At 61.2% G+C, this 16278-nt stretch carries 12 protein-coding genes and 1 pseudogene; 6 read left to right on the top strand and 7 right to left on the bottom strand.

Translation table 11 applies throughout. From position 1 onward, the window contains the following. The first annotated feature begins 62 nt into the window (after positions 1-62). Positions 63-1361 carry an OprD family porin gene (locus tag H7995_RS19065; RefSeq protein WP_166591758.1) on the top strand — a complete coding sequence of 433 codons (1299 nt, stop codon included), beginning with the start codon at positions 63-65 and terminating at the stop codon, positions 1359-1361. Between the two features lie 247 nt (positions 1362-1608). Here H7995_RS19065 and H7995_RS19060 read toward each other — a convergent pair whose 3' ends face one another. Together H7995_RS19060 and H7995_RS19055 are read right to left on the bottom strand one after the other, a co-directional pair. Beyond that, complete coding sequence (locus H7995_RS19060; protein ID WP_166591757.1) at positions 1609-2445, bottom strand: mechanosensitive ion channel family protein; 837 nt, start codon at positions 2443-2445, stop codon at positions 1609-1611. A gap of 135 nt (positions 2446-2580) precedes the next feature. Further along, positions 2581-3066 (bottom strand): YajQ family cyclic di-GMP-binding protein, encoded by a 486-nt coding sequence (locus H7995_RS19055; protein ID WP_166591756.1) that lies wholly within the window; start codon positions 3064-3066, stop codon positions 2581-2583. A gap of 144 nt (positions 3067-3210) precedes the next feature. Here H7995_RS19055 and H7995_RS19050 point away from each other — a divergent pair, with 144 nt between their 5' ends. From H7995_RS19050 to H7995_RS19040, 3 genes are read left to right on the top strand one after another with little or no spacing between them, the layout of a single operon-like run. After that, entirely contained in the window at positions 3211-4128 is a 918-nt protein-coding gene (locus H7995_RS19050) for a putative 2-dehydropantoate 2-reductase (protein WP_166591755.1), read from the top strand. Positions 4129-4173: 45 nt separating this feature from the next. Continuing rightward, a complete protein-coding gene (locus tag H7995_RS19045) occupies positions 4174-6210 on the top strand; it encodes a sensor histidine kinase (protein WP_166591754.1) in 2037 nt (678 codons plus the stop codon). A 2-nt stretch (positions 6211-6212) separates the two neighbouring features. Next, complete coding sequence (locus tag H7995_RS19040; protein ID WP_166591753.1) at positions 6213-6794, top strand: cob(I)yrinic acid a,c-diamide adenosyltransferase; 582 nt, start codon at positions 6213-6215, stop codon at positions 6792-6794. 146 nt (positions 6795-6940) lie between these two features. Here the strand turns inward: H7995_RS19040 and H7995_RS19035 are convergent, their stop codons facing one another. From H7995_RS19035 to secA, 4 genes are all read right to left on the bottom strand, one after another. After that, complete coding sequence (locus tag H7995_RS19035; protein ID WP_166591752.1) at positions 6941-7885, bottom strand: Nudix family hydrolase; 945 nt, start codon at positions 7883-7885, stop codon at positions 6941-6943. After that, the gene (locus H7995_RS19030) at positions 7882-8514 is read right to left on the bottom strand and encodes a glutathione S-transferase family protein (RefSeq protein WP_166591751.1); all 633 of its coding nucleotides are present in this window, start codon (positions 8512-8514) and stop codon (positions 7882-7884) included. Before H7995_RS19030 ends, H7995_RS19035 begins: the two co-directional genes overlap by 4 nt. 100 nt (positions 8515-8614) lie before the next feature. Continuing rightward, on the bottom strand, positions 8615-9832 hold the full coding sequence (gene argJ / locus H7995_RS19025; protein ID WP_166591750.1) for a bifunctional glutamate N-acetyltransferase/amino-acid acetyltransferase ArgJ: 1218 nt from the start codon (positions 9830-9832) through the stop codon (positions 8615-8617). 138 nt (positions 9833-9970) lie between these two features. Continuing rightward, a complete protein-coding gene (gene secA / locus H7995_RS19020) occupies positions 9971-12706 on the bottom strand; it encodes a preprotein translocase subunit SecA (RefSeq protein WP_095165709.1) in 2736 nt (911 codons plus the stop codon). Positions 12707-13013: 307 nt separating this feature from the next. On the opposite strand from secA, the gene H7995_RS19015 reads away from it, so the two are divergent. Continuing rightward, positions 13014-13469 (top strand): DUF721 domain-containing protein, encoded by a 456-nt coding sequence (locus H7995_RS19015; protein WP_095165711.1) that lies wholly within the window; start codon positions 13014-13016, stop codon positions 13467-13469. A 55-nt stretch (positions 13470-13524) separates the two neighbouring features. Here the strand turns inward: H7995_RS19015 and H7995_RS19010 are convergent, their stop codons facing one another. Next, the gene (locus tag H7995_RS19010) at positions 13525-15012 is read right to left on the bottom strand and encodes a helicase HerA-like domain-containing protein (protein ID WP_182342016.1); all 1488 of its coding nucleotides are present in this window, start codon (positions 15010-15012) and stop codon (positions 13525-13527) included. 188 nt (positions 15013-15200) lie between these two features. On the opposite strand from H7995_RS19010, the pseudogene H7995_RS28880 reads away from it, so the two are divergent. Then, positions 15201-16232: pseudogene (locus tag H7995_RS28880) on the top strand (HAMP domain-containing protein); the annotation flags it as partial. Between the last annotated feature and the right edge of the window lie 46 nt (positions 16233-16278).

Below are 16278 nucleotides of genomic sequence, written 5' to 3'. Positions count from 1 at the left end.
CCCAGATAAAAAAACAGGTGGGACGGCAGAACTCTTCAAAAAAACCAAAGGAGCAAATCACGATGCGCGTGATGAAGTGGAGCATGATCGCACTGGCTGTTTCAGCAGGCACCTCGCAGTTCGCAATCGCGTCCTCCCAGGACGAAGCCAAAGGCTTTGTTGAAGACCAAAGTCTGAAAGCCAAGACTCGTATCGAGTACATGAACCGTGACTTCCGTAACGGCGCTGGCAACATTGCCAAGCCAGGTGGCGGCTACAAGAGCGGCTATCGTCAGGACACCGGTATCAGCGAACTGATCACCTACGAGTCCGGCTTCACTCAAGGCACCATCGGCGTAGGTCTGGACGCCTTTGTTGGCGGTACTGCCAAGCTGGATGGCGGCGCAGGTCGCGCTGGTAACGGTCTGTTCGCTCGCGACAGCGATGGCAACCCGGAAGACACCCAATCGAAAGGCGGCGCGGCAGTCAAATTCCGTCTCTCCGACACCACTCTGAAATACGGCCGTCAATTCGTTGCCAGCCCGGTTTTCTCGACTGACGACAGCCGCCTGCTGCCAGAAGTTGCTGAAGGCACCATCATCACCAGCAAGGAAATCAAGGGCCTGGAAGTCAACCTGGGTCGCTTGACTGCGCTGAGCTCGCAGACTGGCATGGGCAAGGACAGCATCAACGGTCCGCACTCGCCTGGCCTGACCAGCGCCAACATCGGTGGTGCTACCTACCAGTTCACCGATAACTTCGTAGCCGGCTTTGCTGCTTCCGACGTAGACGACTACTTCAAGAAGCAATACATCAACGCCAACTACACCCTGCCGATCAATGACGATCAGTCGCTGAACTTCGACCTGAACGCCTACAAGACCAAAGACCAGGGCGCAGCGCTGTACGGCCCACTGGACAACAAACTGTGGAGCTTGGCAGCCGCTTACAGCCTGGGCGCACACAAATTCACCCTGGGCTACCAGCAGTCCTCCGGTGACACCAACTACCTGTACGGCGTTGATGGTAACGGCACGATCTTCGTAGCCAACTCCATCCAGATCTCCGACTTCATCGGCAAGGACGAGAAGTCGTACCAGGCTCGTTATGACCTGAACATGGCCACCTACGGCGTGCCAGGCCTGAGCTTCATGTCCCGTTATGTCTACGGTAACAACATCGATACCACTAGCGGTTCGGAAGGCAAGGAACACGAATTCAACTTCGAAACGAAGTATGTGTTCCAGGAAGGTCCGGCCAAGGATCTGTCCCTGCGTCTGCGTAGCGCAATCTACCGTGCAAACAACGCTTACAACGCTGATTACACCGCCGACAACAACGACGTGCGTATCATCGCTGAATACCCTCTGAACATTTTGTAATCAGTGGTTATTGCCTAGCGTCTTGAGCCTGGCTCAAATAAAAGCCCCTCCCCCGAAAAGGTGAGGGGCTTTTTTATTGCAACTTGATGACAGGCGCACACACTCTTCAGAAACAATTAAGTAGCAAGCTAATAGTAAGCAGCCACTCTATTTGAAAGCTACCGATATAAAAAAACCCAAGGGGTTTATCGCCCCTTGGGTTCTAAGTCACTGCCTGGCCAGTAAGCCAAGCGGTAGCGCTTTTACGTTACGCCATTTCTTGAACTACACGAATCACGCGCTGTGGAAACGGAATATCAATACCCGCCTCTTTCAAGCGATCACGGGAGTGTTCATTAAAGTGGAACATCACGTCCCAGTAGTCTGCGGTCTTCACCCAAACACGCAGCGATAGTGTGATCGCGCTATCACCCAGGACCGAAACCACCGCCACCGGCGCAGGATCGGTCAGGACCCGCGCATCCTTGGCCAGTTCCAGCAGCACGGCACGGGCCTTCTGCAGGTCCGCTTCGTAGTCCACGCCCACATCGAATACCACTTTGCGGGTCAACTGACGGTTGGTGTTGGTGATGATGCCGTTGGACAGCACGCCGTTCGGCACAATGACGGTCTTGTTGTCGCCAGTACGGATGATCGTATGGAAAATCTGGATGCTGTCGACAGTACCCGCCGTGCCCTGGGCTTCAATGAAGTCACCGATACGGAACGGACGGAACAGCAGGATCAGCACCCCACCGGCGAAGTTCGCCAGGCTGCCTTGCAACGCCAGGCCAATGGCCAGGCCCGCGGCACCGATCGCGGCGACAAAGGAGGTGGTCTCGACGCCGATCATCGACGCGACACTGACGACCAGCAGCACCTTGAGAACGATGTTCGCCAGGCTGCTGATAAACCCCTGCAAGGCCAGGTCGGCATTGCGCAGCGCCAGCAGTTTGCCAACCTTGGTGGTCAGCTTGTTGATCAACCACCAGCCAATGGCCAGGGTGAGGACCGCCAGCAGCACCCGGCTGCCGTACTCCATGATCATCGGGATCCAGGCCTGGGAAGCCTTGACCAGGTTGTCCACTTCAGCGTTCAAATCCATCTTTTTCTCCTGATTCCCGGCTACCCGGCACTTAAAAACCAAGCAGCAGAAAGATCGAACCGCCAGGGCTCAATCATTTCTGCTATTGCTTGGGCCTCGGACGTCAATTACGCCGAGAGGTTCCCTGATGACTGATCAGTCGCGAAAGTTGTTGAACTGCAGCGGCATGCCGAATTCCTTGGCGCGCAACGCGGCGATCGCGTCTTGCAGGTCATCACGCTTCTTGCCGGTGATGCGTACCTGCTCGCCCTGGATGGCGGCCTGGACCTTGAGCTTGGCGTCCTTGACATGAGCCACGATCTTCTTCGCCAGCTCTTTGTCGATGCCTTCCTTGAGGACCGCTTCCTGCTTCACCAGCTTGCCGGAGGCGAAGGCGTCCTTGACCTCAAGGCACTGTACGTCGATCTTGCGCTTGACCAGCGCCAGCTTGAGGATCTCGATCATCGCCTCAAGCTGGAAGTCGGCCTCGGCGGTCAGGTTGACGGTCAGGTCCTTTTCCTTGAACTCGAAGCTGCCTTTGCCTTTCAGGTCATAACGACGGTCGAGTTCCTTGACGGCGTTTTCGACCGCGTTGGTGACTTCGTGTTTGTCCAGTTCGGATACCACGTCGAACGACGGCATGTAATCTCTCCAATTAAAAATGGGCGCGCACAATAACTCAGGTGTACGCCTGGCTTGCGGTTAAAATCCGCGCTGATTATAACGGGTCTTGCCCATTCGAATCTGCGAGCCGCACATGCACCTGCCAATCAGAGCACAAAACTGATGTCGACCACCTGGCATATCCTCGGCGCAGGCAGCCTCGGCACCTTGTGGGCCACCCGCCTGGCGCGCGCCGGCCTGCCGGTACGGTTGATCGTGCGCGATACGGCACGCCTACAGGCTTATCAGGCGGCCGGCGGCCTGACCCTGGTGGAACAAGGCCAGGCCCAGTGTTATCCGGTGCCGGCCGAAACCCTCGCCAATGACGCGCCAATCGAGCGTCTGCTGGTGGCCTGCAAGGCGTACGACGCCGAGGCCGCCGTCGCGCAACTGGCCCATCGCCTGGCCCCTGCTGCCGAGTTGATCCTGCTGCAGAACGGTCTCGGCAGCCAGGACGCCGTCGCCGCACGGGTGCCCCAGGCGCGCTGCATTTTTGCCTCCAGCACCGAAGGCGCGTTTCGCGATGGCGACTGGCGGGTCGTGTTCGCCGGCCATGGCTACACCTGGCTCGGCGATAGCAGCCATCCGGTGGCACCGATCTGGCTCGACGACCTTGAAGCCGCCGGCATCCCCCATGCCTGGAGCGTGGACATCCTGACCCGGCTGTGGCGCAAACTGGCGCTCAATTGTGCGATCAATCCGCTGACGGTGCTCCACGATTGCCGCAATGGTGGCCTGCAGCAGCACCAATGCGAAGTCGCCACCCTGTGCAGTGAACTGGCTCTGTTGCTCGAACACTGTGGCCAGCCCGCAGCGGCGCAAGACCTGCAGCAGGAGGTCGAGCGGGTGATCCTGGCCACCGCCGCCAACTACTCGTCCATGTACCAGGACGTGGCCAACCAGCGCCGTACCGAAATCAGCTACCTGCTGGGCCACGCCTGCGAGGTCGCCGCACGCCATCAACTGGTGCTGCCACACCTTAATCAGTTGCAGCAGCGCCTGATGGCCCACCTGCGAACACGCGGATTGCCCAGCGACTGAGCAGCGGCTACGCTGGCCTCCTGTTCTTCTTCAGCGACGACCCCGATGCCCTTGCGCCAGCGCCTTGAAAACCTACCGGTCGGCCAGAAACTGCTGGCGGCCCTGTTGGTGCTGTTGATCACCGTCCTGCTGGTGGCCAACCTGACCTTTATCAGCGCCGCCTATTGGATCTCCCAGGAAAGCATGGCACCACAGGCCCTGCAGACCATCGGCCGGCTGGTCGCCAACCCATCGATTGCCAGCCAGGCCCTGAACTCGCCGGCAGACGGGGAAAAACTGCTCCACGAACTCAACAGCTATACGCCCCTGCGTGCCGCCGCGCTGTACGACGCCGAGGGTCGACTGCTGGCCCAGATGCAACGGGGCGACCCCCTTGAGCTGCCCAAGCGCTATCGCCATGTCGAAGACTGGCAAGCCACCGAGTTTCGCAGCAATCAAGTGATCACCCTGCTGCGTCCGGGCCAGGAGCCCGGTCATTTGCTGCTGGTAGCCAGTAGCGAATTACCGATGGCGTTCTACACGGGCACGCTCACCGCCAGCCTGGGCATCCTGATTTTCAGCGTGCTGCTGTGGCTGCTGATTGCCCAGCAGATCAAACGCCTGATTACCCAGCCGATCCATCAACTCGAGGAGCTGTCCCGCCAGGTCACCCGCGAAGAGAACTACGCCCTGCGTGCCTCCCGCGGCAACCTCGATGAAATCGGCAGCCTCGCCGAAGCCTTCAACACCATGCTCTCGCGTATCGAAGCCCGCGAACAACAACTCAAGCGCGCCCGGGACGACTCCCAGGCCGCCTACGACCAGGCCCAGGGCCTGGCCGAGGAGACCCGGCACACCAACCGCAAGCTGGAACTGGAGGTCCAGGTACGCAGCAAGATCGAGAAGAAGCTCACCGGGTTCCAGAACTACCTCAACAGCATCATCGACTCCATGCCCTCGGCGTTGATCGCCCTCGACGAGCAGCTCTACGTGACCCAGTGGAACCAGGAGGCCAGCGCGCTTTCCGGGACCCGCCTGGACGAAGCGTTGAACCAGCCGATCTTCCTCGCCTTTGAACCGCTCAAGCCGTTCCTGCCACAGCTCAAGGAAACCGTCGAGCAGCACAGCGTGGTCAAGATCGAGCGGGTCACCTGGGTCAAGGACGATGAAGCCAGGCACTATGCCCTGACCTTCTACCCGTTGATGGGTGGCGCCGGGCGCGGCGTGGTGATTCGGATCGACGACATCACCCAGCGCCTGTCCCTGGAAGAAATGATGGTGCAATCGGAGAAGATGCTCTCGGTCGGCGGCCTGGCGGCGGGCATGGCCCACGAAATCAACAACCCCCTGGGCGCCATCCTGCACAACGTGCAGAACATCCGTCGGCGGCTGTCGAACGAGCTGCCGAAAAACCTCGAGACGGCTGAGCAGCTTGGCGTCGAACTGGACAACGTCAATCAATACCTGCGCAGCCGAGAAGTCCCGCAACTGCTGGATGGCATCCAGCAGGCCGGAGCCCGCGCCGCGAAGATCGTCACCCACATGCTCAGCTTCAGCCGCCGAAGCAACCGACAGATGGCCCCTTGCGACCTGCCGGCCCTGATCGACCAAGCCGTGGAGATTGCCGGCAACGACTTCGACCTAGCCATTGGCTTCGACTTCAAGGGCCAGGCCATCATTCGACAGTTCGACCCGCAACTGGGGCCGGTGCCCGGCACCGCCAACGAACTGGAACAAGTGCTGCTCAACCTGCTGAAAAACGCAGCCCAGGCGATTCACCTGCGCGAAGACGACAGCGAACCCGGGCGCATCATCCTGCGCACCCGCCTGAACCCGCCCTGGGCCGAGATTCAGGTCGAGGACAACGGCATCGGCATGAGCGAGAACGTGCGCAAACGCACCTTCGAACCCTTCTTCACCACCAAGGAAATCGGCCAGGGCACGGGCCTGGGGCTTTCGGTGTCATATTTCATCATCACCAACAACCACAAGGGCCAGATGGAAGTGCAGTCGACCCTGGGTCAAGGCACCTGTTTTACCTTGCGCCTGCCCCTGGCCGGCTCCCCCCTCGCCTCTCACGAACTCAAACAACTGGAGCGCTAAGCATGGGCTTTCGCCTGTCGAAGATTTACACCCGCACCGGCGACGCCGGTGAAACCGGGCTGGGCGACGGTCGTCGCGTGCCCAAGGACCATCCGCGGGTCGAGGCCATCGGCGAAGTCGACACCCTCAACAGCCAACTCGGCCTGCTGCTGGCAGCACTGGCTGAACAGAGCCACAACTATCCGGGCCTGAGGCAAATCAGCGACGTGCTGGAGCCATGCCAGCATCGCCTGTTCGACCTCGGCGGTGAGCTGGCAATGCCGGTGTACCAAGCGCTGAATGGGGCGGAAGTCGAACGCCTGGAATCGGCCATCGATACCTGGAACGAGGAACTGGGACCACTGGAGAATTTCATTTTGCCAGGCGGCTCGGCACTGATCGCCCAGGCGCACGTCTGCCGTAGCCTGGCCCGCAGCGCCGAACGCCGTTGCCAGCAGCTGAACGCAATCGAGCCCTTGGCCGGGGTGGGCCTGGCCTACATCAATCGTTTGTCGGATCTGTTGTTCGTAGCGGCGCGCTTGATTGCCAAGCGTCAGGGGATCGACGAAATTCTTTGGCAGGCGGCGGCCAAACCTGAGGCTTAGCCTCGAAGATCAGCCGCGCATTCAAGGCCGTCATCGCGGGCAAGCCCGCTCCCACAATGGTTTGGAGTATCTGTAGATCCTGCATATATCCAAAAACCTGTGGGAGCGAGCCTGCTCGCGATGGGGCCGGCAAATGCAACAACCCATCAGGCCCCAGGCCAGAACGCCCGAATCCCCGCGACACCCTGGGCCCCTGCGTCCCAGGCCTTCTGCCGTTCTTCAGGACCAACCCCGCCCAACAGGAACACCGGCTTGCTGAAACCGGTGATCAACTGCGAAGCCTGCTCCCAGCCCAATGGCGCAGCGTCAGGATGAGTCTGGGTCGGCTGCACTGGCGACAGGGTGACAAAGTCCACGCCCATCTGCTCGGCCAGGCTCAGTTCCTCAGCGTTGTGACAGGACGCCGCCAACCAGCGCGAAGCCGGTAACGGACGACCTGCACTGGCATACTTGCGCAGCTGCGCCGCCGTGATGTGCCAACCGGCCGAAGGGAAATCCCCCAACCACTCGAACGGCCCCTTGAGCATCAATTGCGCCTTGCCGGCACACAAGCCCACCGCATCCACCGCCAGATCGCGGTACTTGGGGTCATAACCGTTGGGTGCCCGCAGCTGGATCAGCTTGATCCCGCCGGCGATGGCTTTCTGGATTCCACGCAGCAGGGCCGGGGTTTCCAGGTCCTCTGGGGTAATCAGGTACTCAGCCGGCAAGCGCGCCGCCGCGACGATCGGCTGGTTGGCCGCGGGAAACTCGTAGTCGCCCAGCTCCCGTGCGGTCACCCAGGCCAATGGCTGGCCTTCGGCACCGTGGGGCTCGCCGTTGAAGGCCGACACTTCCCAGACATCCAGCAGCACCTGTTTGTCCGGATAATCATGCTGGACCTTGATCAACGGCCGCGCGGCCGTGACGCCGATGCCCAGCTCTTCCTGCAGTTCGCGGGCGAGCGCAGCCTGCACGGCTTCACCCTCCTCGACCTTACCCCCGGGAAACTCCCAGAGGCCGCCCTGGTGTTGGGTATCGGCGCGGCGCGCGATCAGGATCTTGCCGCTGGCATCGCGGATCACCGCTGCGGCTACATGGACTCGTTTCACCGCGCTACTTCCTCCAGACCAGCTTGCTGCCAGGCCTTGAAGGCTGGCCATTGGTAAATCGTCTCGACATAGGCCGCGTCGACCGGCGGTAACTCGACTTGATAGGTGCGCAGGCGCACGGCAATCGGGGCAAAAAACGCATCGGCCAGGCTGACTGTGCCGAACAGGAACGGCCCGGCTTCTGCAGCGGCGGCGCGGCACTCGGCCCACAGCGCCAGCATCCGCTGGATCTCGGCCTGCACCTCGGCCGGCATCGGCGTCAGCGGCGCGTCACGGCTCAGGTCAAACGGCATGTTGCCGCGGATTGCAAAAAAACCGCTGTGCATCTGTGCGCACGCCGAACGCGCCTGGGCACGGGCGGCGATGTCCTTGGGCCAGAGCCCGGCATCAGGGAAACGCTCGACCAGGTACTCGGCAATCGCCAACGAGTCGGCAATGGTCCCGTGCTCGGTCTTGAGCAGTGGCACCTTGGCCGTCGGCGAATGCTTGAGCAGCCTCTCGCGGGTATCGGGCTGGTTGAGTTTGATCAGTTCTTCGGTGTAGGTCGCGCCAGCGAGATCCAGTGCCAGGGCACCGCGCAGGGACCAGGAGGAGTACAGTTTGTCGCCGATGATCAGGTGGTAGCTCATATTCGGGGACCTTTGGCTGAGGGGACAAGCGGCAGGCCTGCGGCCTGCATCGCGGGCAAGCCTTGCTCCTGCAGGAGAAGCAAGGCCTGCCAGGAGTGCGTCAGGTGCGGTATTCGGCGTTGATCTTCACGTATTCGTGGGACAGGTCGGTGGTCCAGATGGTTTCGCTGCAGTCACCACGGCCCAGCTCGATGCGAATGGTGATTTCCTCACGCTGCATCACCGCCGAACCCTGGGCCTCGGTGTAGCTGGCCGCGCGGGCGCCACGGCTGGCGATGCACACTTCGCCAAGGAACACGTCGATCTTGCTCACGTCCAGGTTCGGCACGCCGGCACGGCCGACAGCGGCCAGGATCCGGCCCCAGTTCGGGTCGGAGGCGAACAGCGCGGTCTTGATCAGCGGCGAGTGTGCCACGGTGTAGCCCACGTCCAGGCACTCCTGGTGGTTGCCGCCGCCATTGACTTCGACGGTGACGAACTTGGTCGCCCCTTCGCCGTCACGCACGATGGCCTGTGCCACGTCCATGCACACCTCGAACACCGCCTGCTTGAGCGCCGCGAACAACGGGCCGCTGGCCTCGGTAATTTCTGGCAGTGCCGCCTGGCCGGTGGCGATCAGCATGCAGCAATCGTTGGTCGAGGTATCGCCATCGATGGTGATGCGGTTGAACGACTTGTTGGCACCGTCCAGCATCAGGTTCTGCAGCACTTCGCGGGACACTTTGGCGTCGGTGGCGATGTAGCCCAGCATGGTCGCCATGTTCGGGCGAATCATCCCGGCGCCTTTGCTGATGCCAGTGACGGTGATGGTCACGCCGTCGTGCTGGAATTGCCGGCTGGCGCCCTTGGGCAGGGTGTCAGTGGTCATGATCCCGGTGGCCGCGGCTTCCCAGTTGTTTTCCGACAGGTCATCGAGGGCGGCCTGCAGCGCGCCTTCGATCTTCTCCACGGGCAACGGTTCGCCGATCACCCCCGTGGAGTACGGCAGCACCTGGCTCGCGTCGACACCGGTCAGTTCGGCCAGCTTGGCGCAGGTCCGCTCGGCGGCAGCCAGGCCCGGCTCACCGGTGCCGGCGTTGGCGTTGCCGGTGTTGGTCAGCAGGTAACGCACTGCGCCCTGGACTCGTTGCTTGGCCAGGATCACCGGCGCGGCGCAGAAAGCGTTCAAGGTGAACACACCGGCGACGGTCGAGCCTTCGGCACAGCGCATGACCACGACATCCTTGCGCCCAGGGCGCTTGATGCCAGCCGAAGCGATACCGAGTTCAAAACCGGCAACCGGGTGCAACGTGGGCAAAGGACCAAGACCAACAGCCATGAATGCGCTCCTCACTAGATAATGTCTGCACCCGGGGCGCCACGCTTTCTGACGCGCGGCGTCGGTGCTTCGAATGGTAAAACGCCGCGACGGCTGATGCCGGTCGCGGCGTGGGTATTTCAGCGTTGACGACGGGTTTTACTGGATCTGCCCGTGGCAATGCTTGAATTTCTTGCCCGAACCGCAGTAGCACAGCTCGTTGCGGCCCAGCTTCTGCTCGTTGCGTACCGGCGCGGTGGCGAGGGCCACATCGACCTCTTCACCCAACAGCTCCGGTTGCTCCAGGCCAGGTGCTTCGTCGTGCAGGAACTGCATGCGAGCGGCCAGCGCCTCGGCTTCCTGACGCAGGCGTTGCTCTTCTTCGATCGGATCTTCGCGACGTACCTGAACGTGGGACAGAACCCGGATCGAGTCGCGCTTGATCGAATCCAGCAGCTCGGAGAACAGCGTGAACGACTCGCGCTTGTATTCCTGCTTCGGGTTCTTCTGGGCGTAGCCACGCAAGTGGATACCGTGGCGCAGGTGGTCCATGGTCGACAGGTGGTCTTTCCACAGGTCGTCCAGCACGCGCAACACGATTTGCTTCTCGAAGGTGCGCAGGGCTTCGGCGCCCGCCTGGTCTTCTTTTTCGTTGTACGCGGCGATCAGCTCTTGCATCAGCTTCTCGCGCAGGGTTTCTTCGTACAGGTGATCGTCTTCGTCGAGCCATTGCTGGATCGGCAGCTTCACCCCGAAACCGCTTTCCAGCTCGGCTTCCAGACCGGCAACGTCCCACTGTTCAGGCAGCGATTGCGGAGGAATGTGCGCCGAAACGGTGGCGTTGAGCACGTCCTGGCGGAAGTCGGCGATGGTCTCGCCGATGTTGTCGGCGGCCAGTAACGTGTTACGCATGTGATAGATCACTTTACGCTGTTCGTTGTTGACGTCGTCGAACTCCAGCAATTGCTTACGGATGTCGAAGTTACGACCTTCCACCTTGCGCTGGGCCTTTTCGATGGCGTTGGTCACCATGCGGTGCTCGATCGCCTCACCAGGCTGCATGCCCAGGGCCTTCATGAAGTTTTTCACCCGGTCAGAGGCGAAAATACGCATCAGGCTGTCTTCCAGCGACAGGTAGAAGCGGCTGGAACCGGCGTCACCCTGGCGACCGGCACGACCACGCAGTTGGTTGTCGATACGGCGCGATTCGTGACGCTCCGAAGCGATCACCTGCAAGCCGCCCGACTCGAGCACTTGCTGGTGACGCTTCTGCCAGTCGGCCTTGATCTGGGCGATCTGCTCCGGCGTCGGGTTCTCCAGGGAAGCCACTTCCACTTCCCAGTTACCGCCCAACAGGATGTCGGTACCACGACCGGCCATGTTGGTGGCGATGGTCAGCGCGCCTGGGCGACCGGCCTGGGCAATGATCTCGGCTTCCTTTTCGTGGAACTTGGCGTTCAGAACCTTGTGTTCGATGCCTTCCTTGTCCAGCAGGCGCGACATGTGCTCGGAGGTTTCGATGGTCGCGGTACCCACCAGAACCGGGCGCCCCGCTGCCATGCTTTCCTTGATGTCGGTGACGATGGCGGCGTACTTCTCGTCCGCGGTGAGGAACACCAGGTCGTTGTAGTCTTTACGCGCCAGCGGCTTGTTCGGCGGGATGACCATGACCTGCAGGCCATAGATCTGGTGGAATTCGAACGCTTCGGTGTCGGCCGTACCGGTCATGCCGGACAGTTTGTTGTACAGACGGAAGTAGTTCTGGAAGGTGGTCGATGCCAGGGTCTGGCTCTCGGCCTGGATGTTCAGGTTTTCCTTGGCCTCGATGGCCTGGTGCAGGCCTTCGGACAAACGACGGCCCGGCATGGTACGGCCGGTGTGTTCGTCGACCAGGACTACCTGGCCGTCCTGCACGATGTATTCGATGTTGCGGTGGAACAGCTTGTGCGCGCGCAGGCCGGCATACACGTGGGTCAACAGGCCCAGGTTGTGCGCCGAGTACAGGCTCTCGCCTTCAGCCAGCAGGCCGATGCGGGTCAGCACTTCTTCGATGTACTGGTGACCGGCTTCGTTGAGTTCGACCTGGCGGGTCTTCTCGTCGACGCTGTAGTGACCGGCCTTGGTGACGACGCCTTCCACTTCCTCGACATGCAGCTCCAGTTGCGGGATCAGTTTGTTGATCTCGATATAGAGCTTGGAGCTGTCTTCGGCCTGACCGGAAATGATCAGTGGGGTACGGGCTTCGTCGATGAGGATCGAGTCGACTTCGTCGATCACGGCAAAATTGAGTTCGCGCTGGAATTTTTCTTCCATGCTGAACGCCATGTTATCGCGCAGGTAGTCGAAACCGAATTCGTTGTTGGTGCCGTAGGTGATGTCGCAGGCATAGGCCGCGCGCTTCTCTTCCGGCGGCTGGAACGGCGTGACCACGCCGACCGTCAGGCCGAGGAACTCATAGAGCGGACGCATCCAGTTGGCATCGCGGCGGGCCAGGTAGTCGTTCACCGTGACCACGTGCACGCCTTTGCCGGACAGTGCGTTGAGGTAAACGCCCAGTGTCGCCACCAGGGTCTTGCCCTCACCGGTACGCATCTCGGCAATCATGCCTTCGTGCAGGGTCATGCCGCCGATCAATTGGACGTCGAAGTGGCGCATGCCCATGACACGCTTACCGGCTTCGCGGGCTACCGCAAAGGCCTCGGGCAGCAGTTTGTCGAGGGTCTCCCCTTTGGCGAAGCGGGCCTTGAACTCGTCTGTCTTGGCACGCAATTGATCGTCCGAAAGGGCCACCATTCGCTCTTCGAAGGCATTGACGAGTTGCACCGTCTTGAGCATGCGTTTGACTTCACGCTCATTCTTGCTTCCAAAAAGTTTCTTTAACAAAGGCGCAAACATATCGGCAGGATCTTCCACACTAAAGGGATGGAGGGCGGCCCCGTGAGTCGCCCGAGCAGCCCTCATGGCCGCATGCGAACGAGCATTCTACCCGGAAACGATGGTGAGGAAAGTGGCGTTATTCCACGATGCTGGCACAGCGCTGTGACGGGGCTCACTTAAAATAAGGGCTTTTTACTGAACTTCAAGCCATTTGCAGCAGAAGTTACTCATTGATTTAGTGGGTAAAGCGGTAACAAAGCAATGGGGCGGGTGTATCCCACGCTTTCTGCTACCATGGCGGCTCTGTTACTTCAGGTGTCTGATCATGGCATTTCGCCCTCTTACGGCCAGAGCACCCGCCGTTCTGCTACGCGAAGCCAAACCGTTAAAAGCCATATTCGGCCACGCACAACGCCTGGGTCATCTGCAGCGCTTGCTCGAAAGCCAATTACAGCCGGCCGCCCGGGAACATTGCCACGTGGCGTCCTGGCGCGAAGGCAGCCTGCTGTTGATCGTCACCGACGGACACTGGGCCACCCGCTTGCGCTACCAGCAAAAACGCCTGCAACGTCAACTGCAGGCCTTCGACGAATTCGCCAGCCTGACGCGGATTCTGTTCAAGGTTCAACCGCCCACCGTGCAGCAAGGCGCGGCCGGCCACACCATGGACCTGTCCAGTGACGCGGCGGCCACCATCCAGGCCACGGCCGACGGGATTACCGACCCCAATCTGCGGGCAGCCCTGGAGCGCCTGGCGGCACACGCCAAGCCCAAGGCCTGAGCGGTCGAAGAATGCAGGCGGGAACAGGCTCACGATAGCGCCCGCTCCCCCACCTTCAGCGGCGCTTGCTGCCGCCCAGCAACGACCCCATCAACCCACGCACCAACTGCCGGCCCAACTGGTTAGCCGCCTGGCGCATTGCTGACTTCAGCGCCTGCCCGGCAGCGGTGCCGAGAAACTCGCCGGCCTGCTCGGTGAAGCTCGGCCCCTCTGCCGCCGGCTTATCCGGCACAGCCTCGGCCTCCGGCGCCAGGCCCTTGCGCCCCATCAGCACTTCATAGGCCGACTCGCGGTCGATCGGTTTGTCGTAACGCCCGACCAACGGTGAGCTGGCAATCAGCGCGGCACGTTCAGCTTCGCTCAATGGCCCGATACGCGATTGCGGCGGCGCCACCAGGACCCGCTGGACCATCTCCGGCGTGCCCTTCTCTTGCAGAGTCCCCACCAGTGCCTCGCCAATCCCCAGGTCGGTCAGCACTTGCAGTGCGCTGAACGCCGGGTTGGGCCGGAAACCGTCTGCCACCGCTTTCAGGGATTTCTGCTCCTTGGCGGTAAATGCCCGCAGCCCGTGCTGGATGCGCAAGCCCAGCTGGGCCAGCACGTCATCGGGCAGGTCGCCCGGCGACTGGGTGACGAAATACACCCCCACGCCCTTGGAGCGGATCAACCGCACCACCTGTTCCAGACGCTCCTGCAGGGCTTTGGGCGTGCCGGCGAAGAGCAAGTGGGCCTCGTCGAAAAACAACGCCAGCAGCGGTTTCTCGGCATCGCCGCGCTCCGGCAGTTGCTCGAACAGTTCGGCCAGCAACCACAGCAGGAAAGTCGCGTAGACCTTCGGCGCCTCGTGTACCAGGCGGCTGGCATCCAGCAGGTGGATGCGCCCGCGACCATCGCTGGCCGGGGCGAGAATGTCTTGCAGCTGCAACGCCGGCTCGCCGAACAGCGCCTCGGCCCCCTGCTGTTCCAGGGTGGCCAGGCGCCGCAACAGCGCCTGGCTGGAACCGGTGGTCATCAGGGCGGCGTCATCGCCGAGCAGCTCAGGGTTGTCCTTCAGGTGGTTGAGCAGGGCCTTGAGGTCCTTGAGGTCCAGCAGCAGCAACCCCTCGCGATCGGCCACCTTGAAGGCGGCGTACAGCGCCGACTGCTGGCTGTCGGTCAGCTCCAACAAGCTGCCGAGCAACAACGGCCCCATTTCACTCAAGGTCGTACGCAACGGATGACCAGACTGCCCGTGGATATCCCACAACGTTACCGGATAGGCCGCCGGCTGGTAGTTGAGCCATGGCATGCCGGCAATCCGCTCAGCCACTTTGCCCTGGGGATTGCCCGCGGCCCCGAGCCCGCACAGGTCGCCCTTGATGTCGGCGGCAAACACCGCGACCCCGGCGTCACTGAAGGCTTCGGCCAGACGTTGCAGGGTGACGGTCTTCCCGGTGCCGGTGGCACCCGCCACCAATCCGTGGCGGTTGGCCAGGCGCATGGCCTGGGCAATCGGCTGCCCTTGAAGGTCGGCACCAATAACGAGTTTCAATGAATCAGGCATTTTGTCACCCATGATTAAGCTTTGGTCCTACACAGCCGATAGAGATAAGCGAGAGACCAGACTGAATATCAGGTCAGATAATTCCCTAAGGAACGACGGAAATATCAGCTTATGTGCAACAGCGCCTATCGTGCGCGCTTTTTTGTCGCAACACGCCCCACACAAGACATTAGCGGACACCACAAGCCATGAACAACAATCTGCGCTTCAGCCACAAAATCCTGCTTGCCGCCGCCCTTATCGTCATTGCCGCGTTCGCCACATTTACGCTGTACAACGACTATCTGCAGCGCAATGCAATTCGCCAGGACCTCGACAGCTACCTCAATGAAATGGGGAATGTCACTGCGAGCACCATTCAGACCTGGCTGTCCGGTCGCATCCTTCTGATCGATAACCTGGCGCAGAACATCGCCATCAATGCCGATGATGCGCACGTCGCCGAGCTGCTGGAACAAAAAGCCCTGACGTCAACCTTCATGGCCTCTTACCTGGGCAATGCCGGTGGCAGCTTCACCATCCGTCCAGATGTGAAAATGCCCGACGGCTTCGACCCGCGCGGTCGGCCCTGGTACACCGGCGCGCAGAACAGCGCCACCGCCACGCTGACCGAACCCTATATCGATGCGGCCACCGGCCAAACCATTATTTCCATTGCCAGCGCCTCGAAAAAAGCCGGTAGCAATGTCGGGGTGGTGGGCGGCGACCTGAGCCTGCAGACCCTGATCGACAACCTCAAGGCCGTGGATTTCGACGGCATGGGTTATGCCTTCCTGGTCAACGCCGACGGCAAGATCCTGGTGCACCCGGATAAATCCCTGGTGATGAAGTCCCTCAGCGAAGCGTATCCGCGCAACACCCCGCGCATCGGGAGCGACTTCAGCGAAGTCGAGGTGGATGGCAAGACGCGCATTTTCACCTTCAGCCAGATCAAGGGCCTGCCCTCGGTCAACTGGTACATCGGTCTGTCGGTGGACAAAGACACGGCCTTCGCGATGCTCAGCGAGTTCCGCACCTCGGCGATCGTCGCCACGGTGATTGCCGTCACCGTGATTATTGCCCTGCTCGGCATGCTGATCCGCTTGTTGATCCAGCCGTTGCACGTCATGACCCGCGCCATGCAGGACATTGCCGACGGTGAAGGCGACCTGACCCGACGCCTGACAATCCAGAACCACGATGAGTTCGGCACCCTGGGCGTCGCCTTCAACCGTTTCGTCGAGCGCATCCACGGTTCGATCCGCGAAGTTTCCTCAGCCACCGAGC

The organism is Pseudomonas kielensis (assembly GCF_014236655.1).
GTDB lineage: Bacteria > Pseudomonadota > Gammaproteobacteria > Pseudomonadales > Pseudomonadaceae > Aquipseudomonas > Aquipseudomonas kielensis.
The sequence above is the reverse complement of the archived record's forward strand: the minus strand, read 5'-3'. Positions and strand labels throughout refer to the sequence as shown.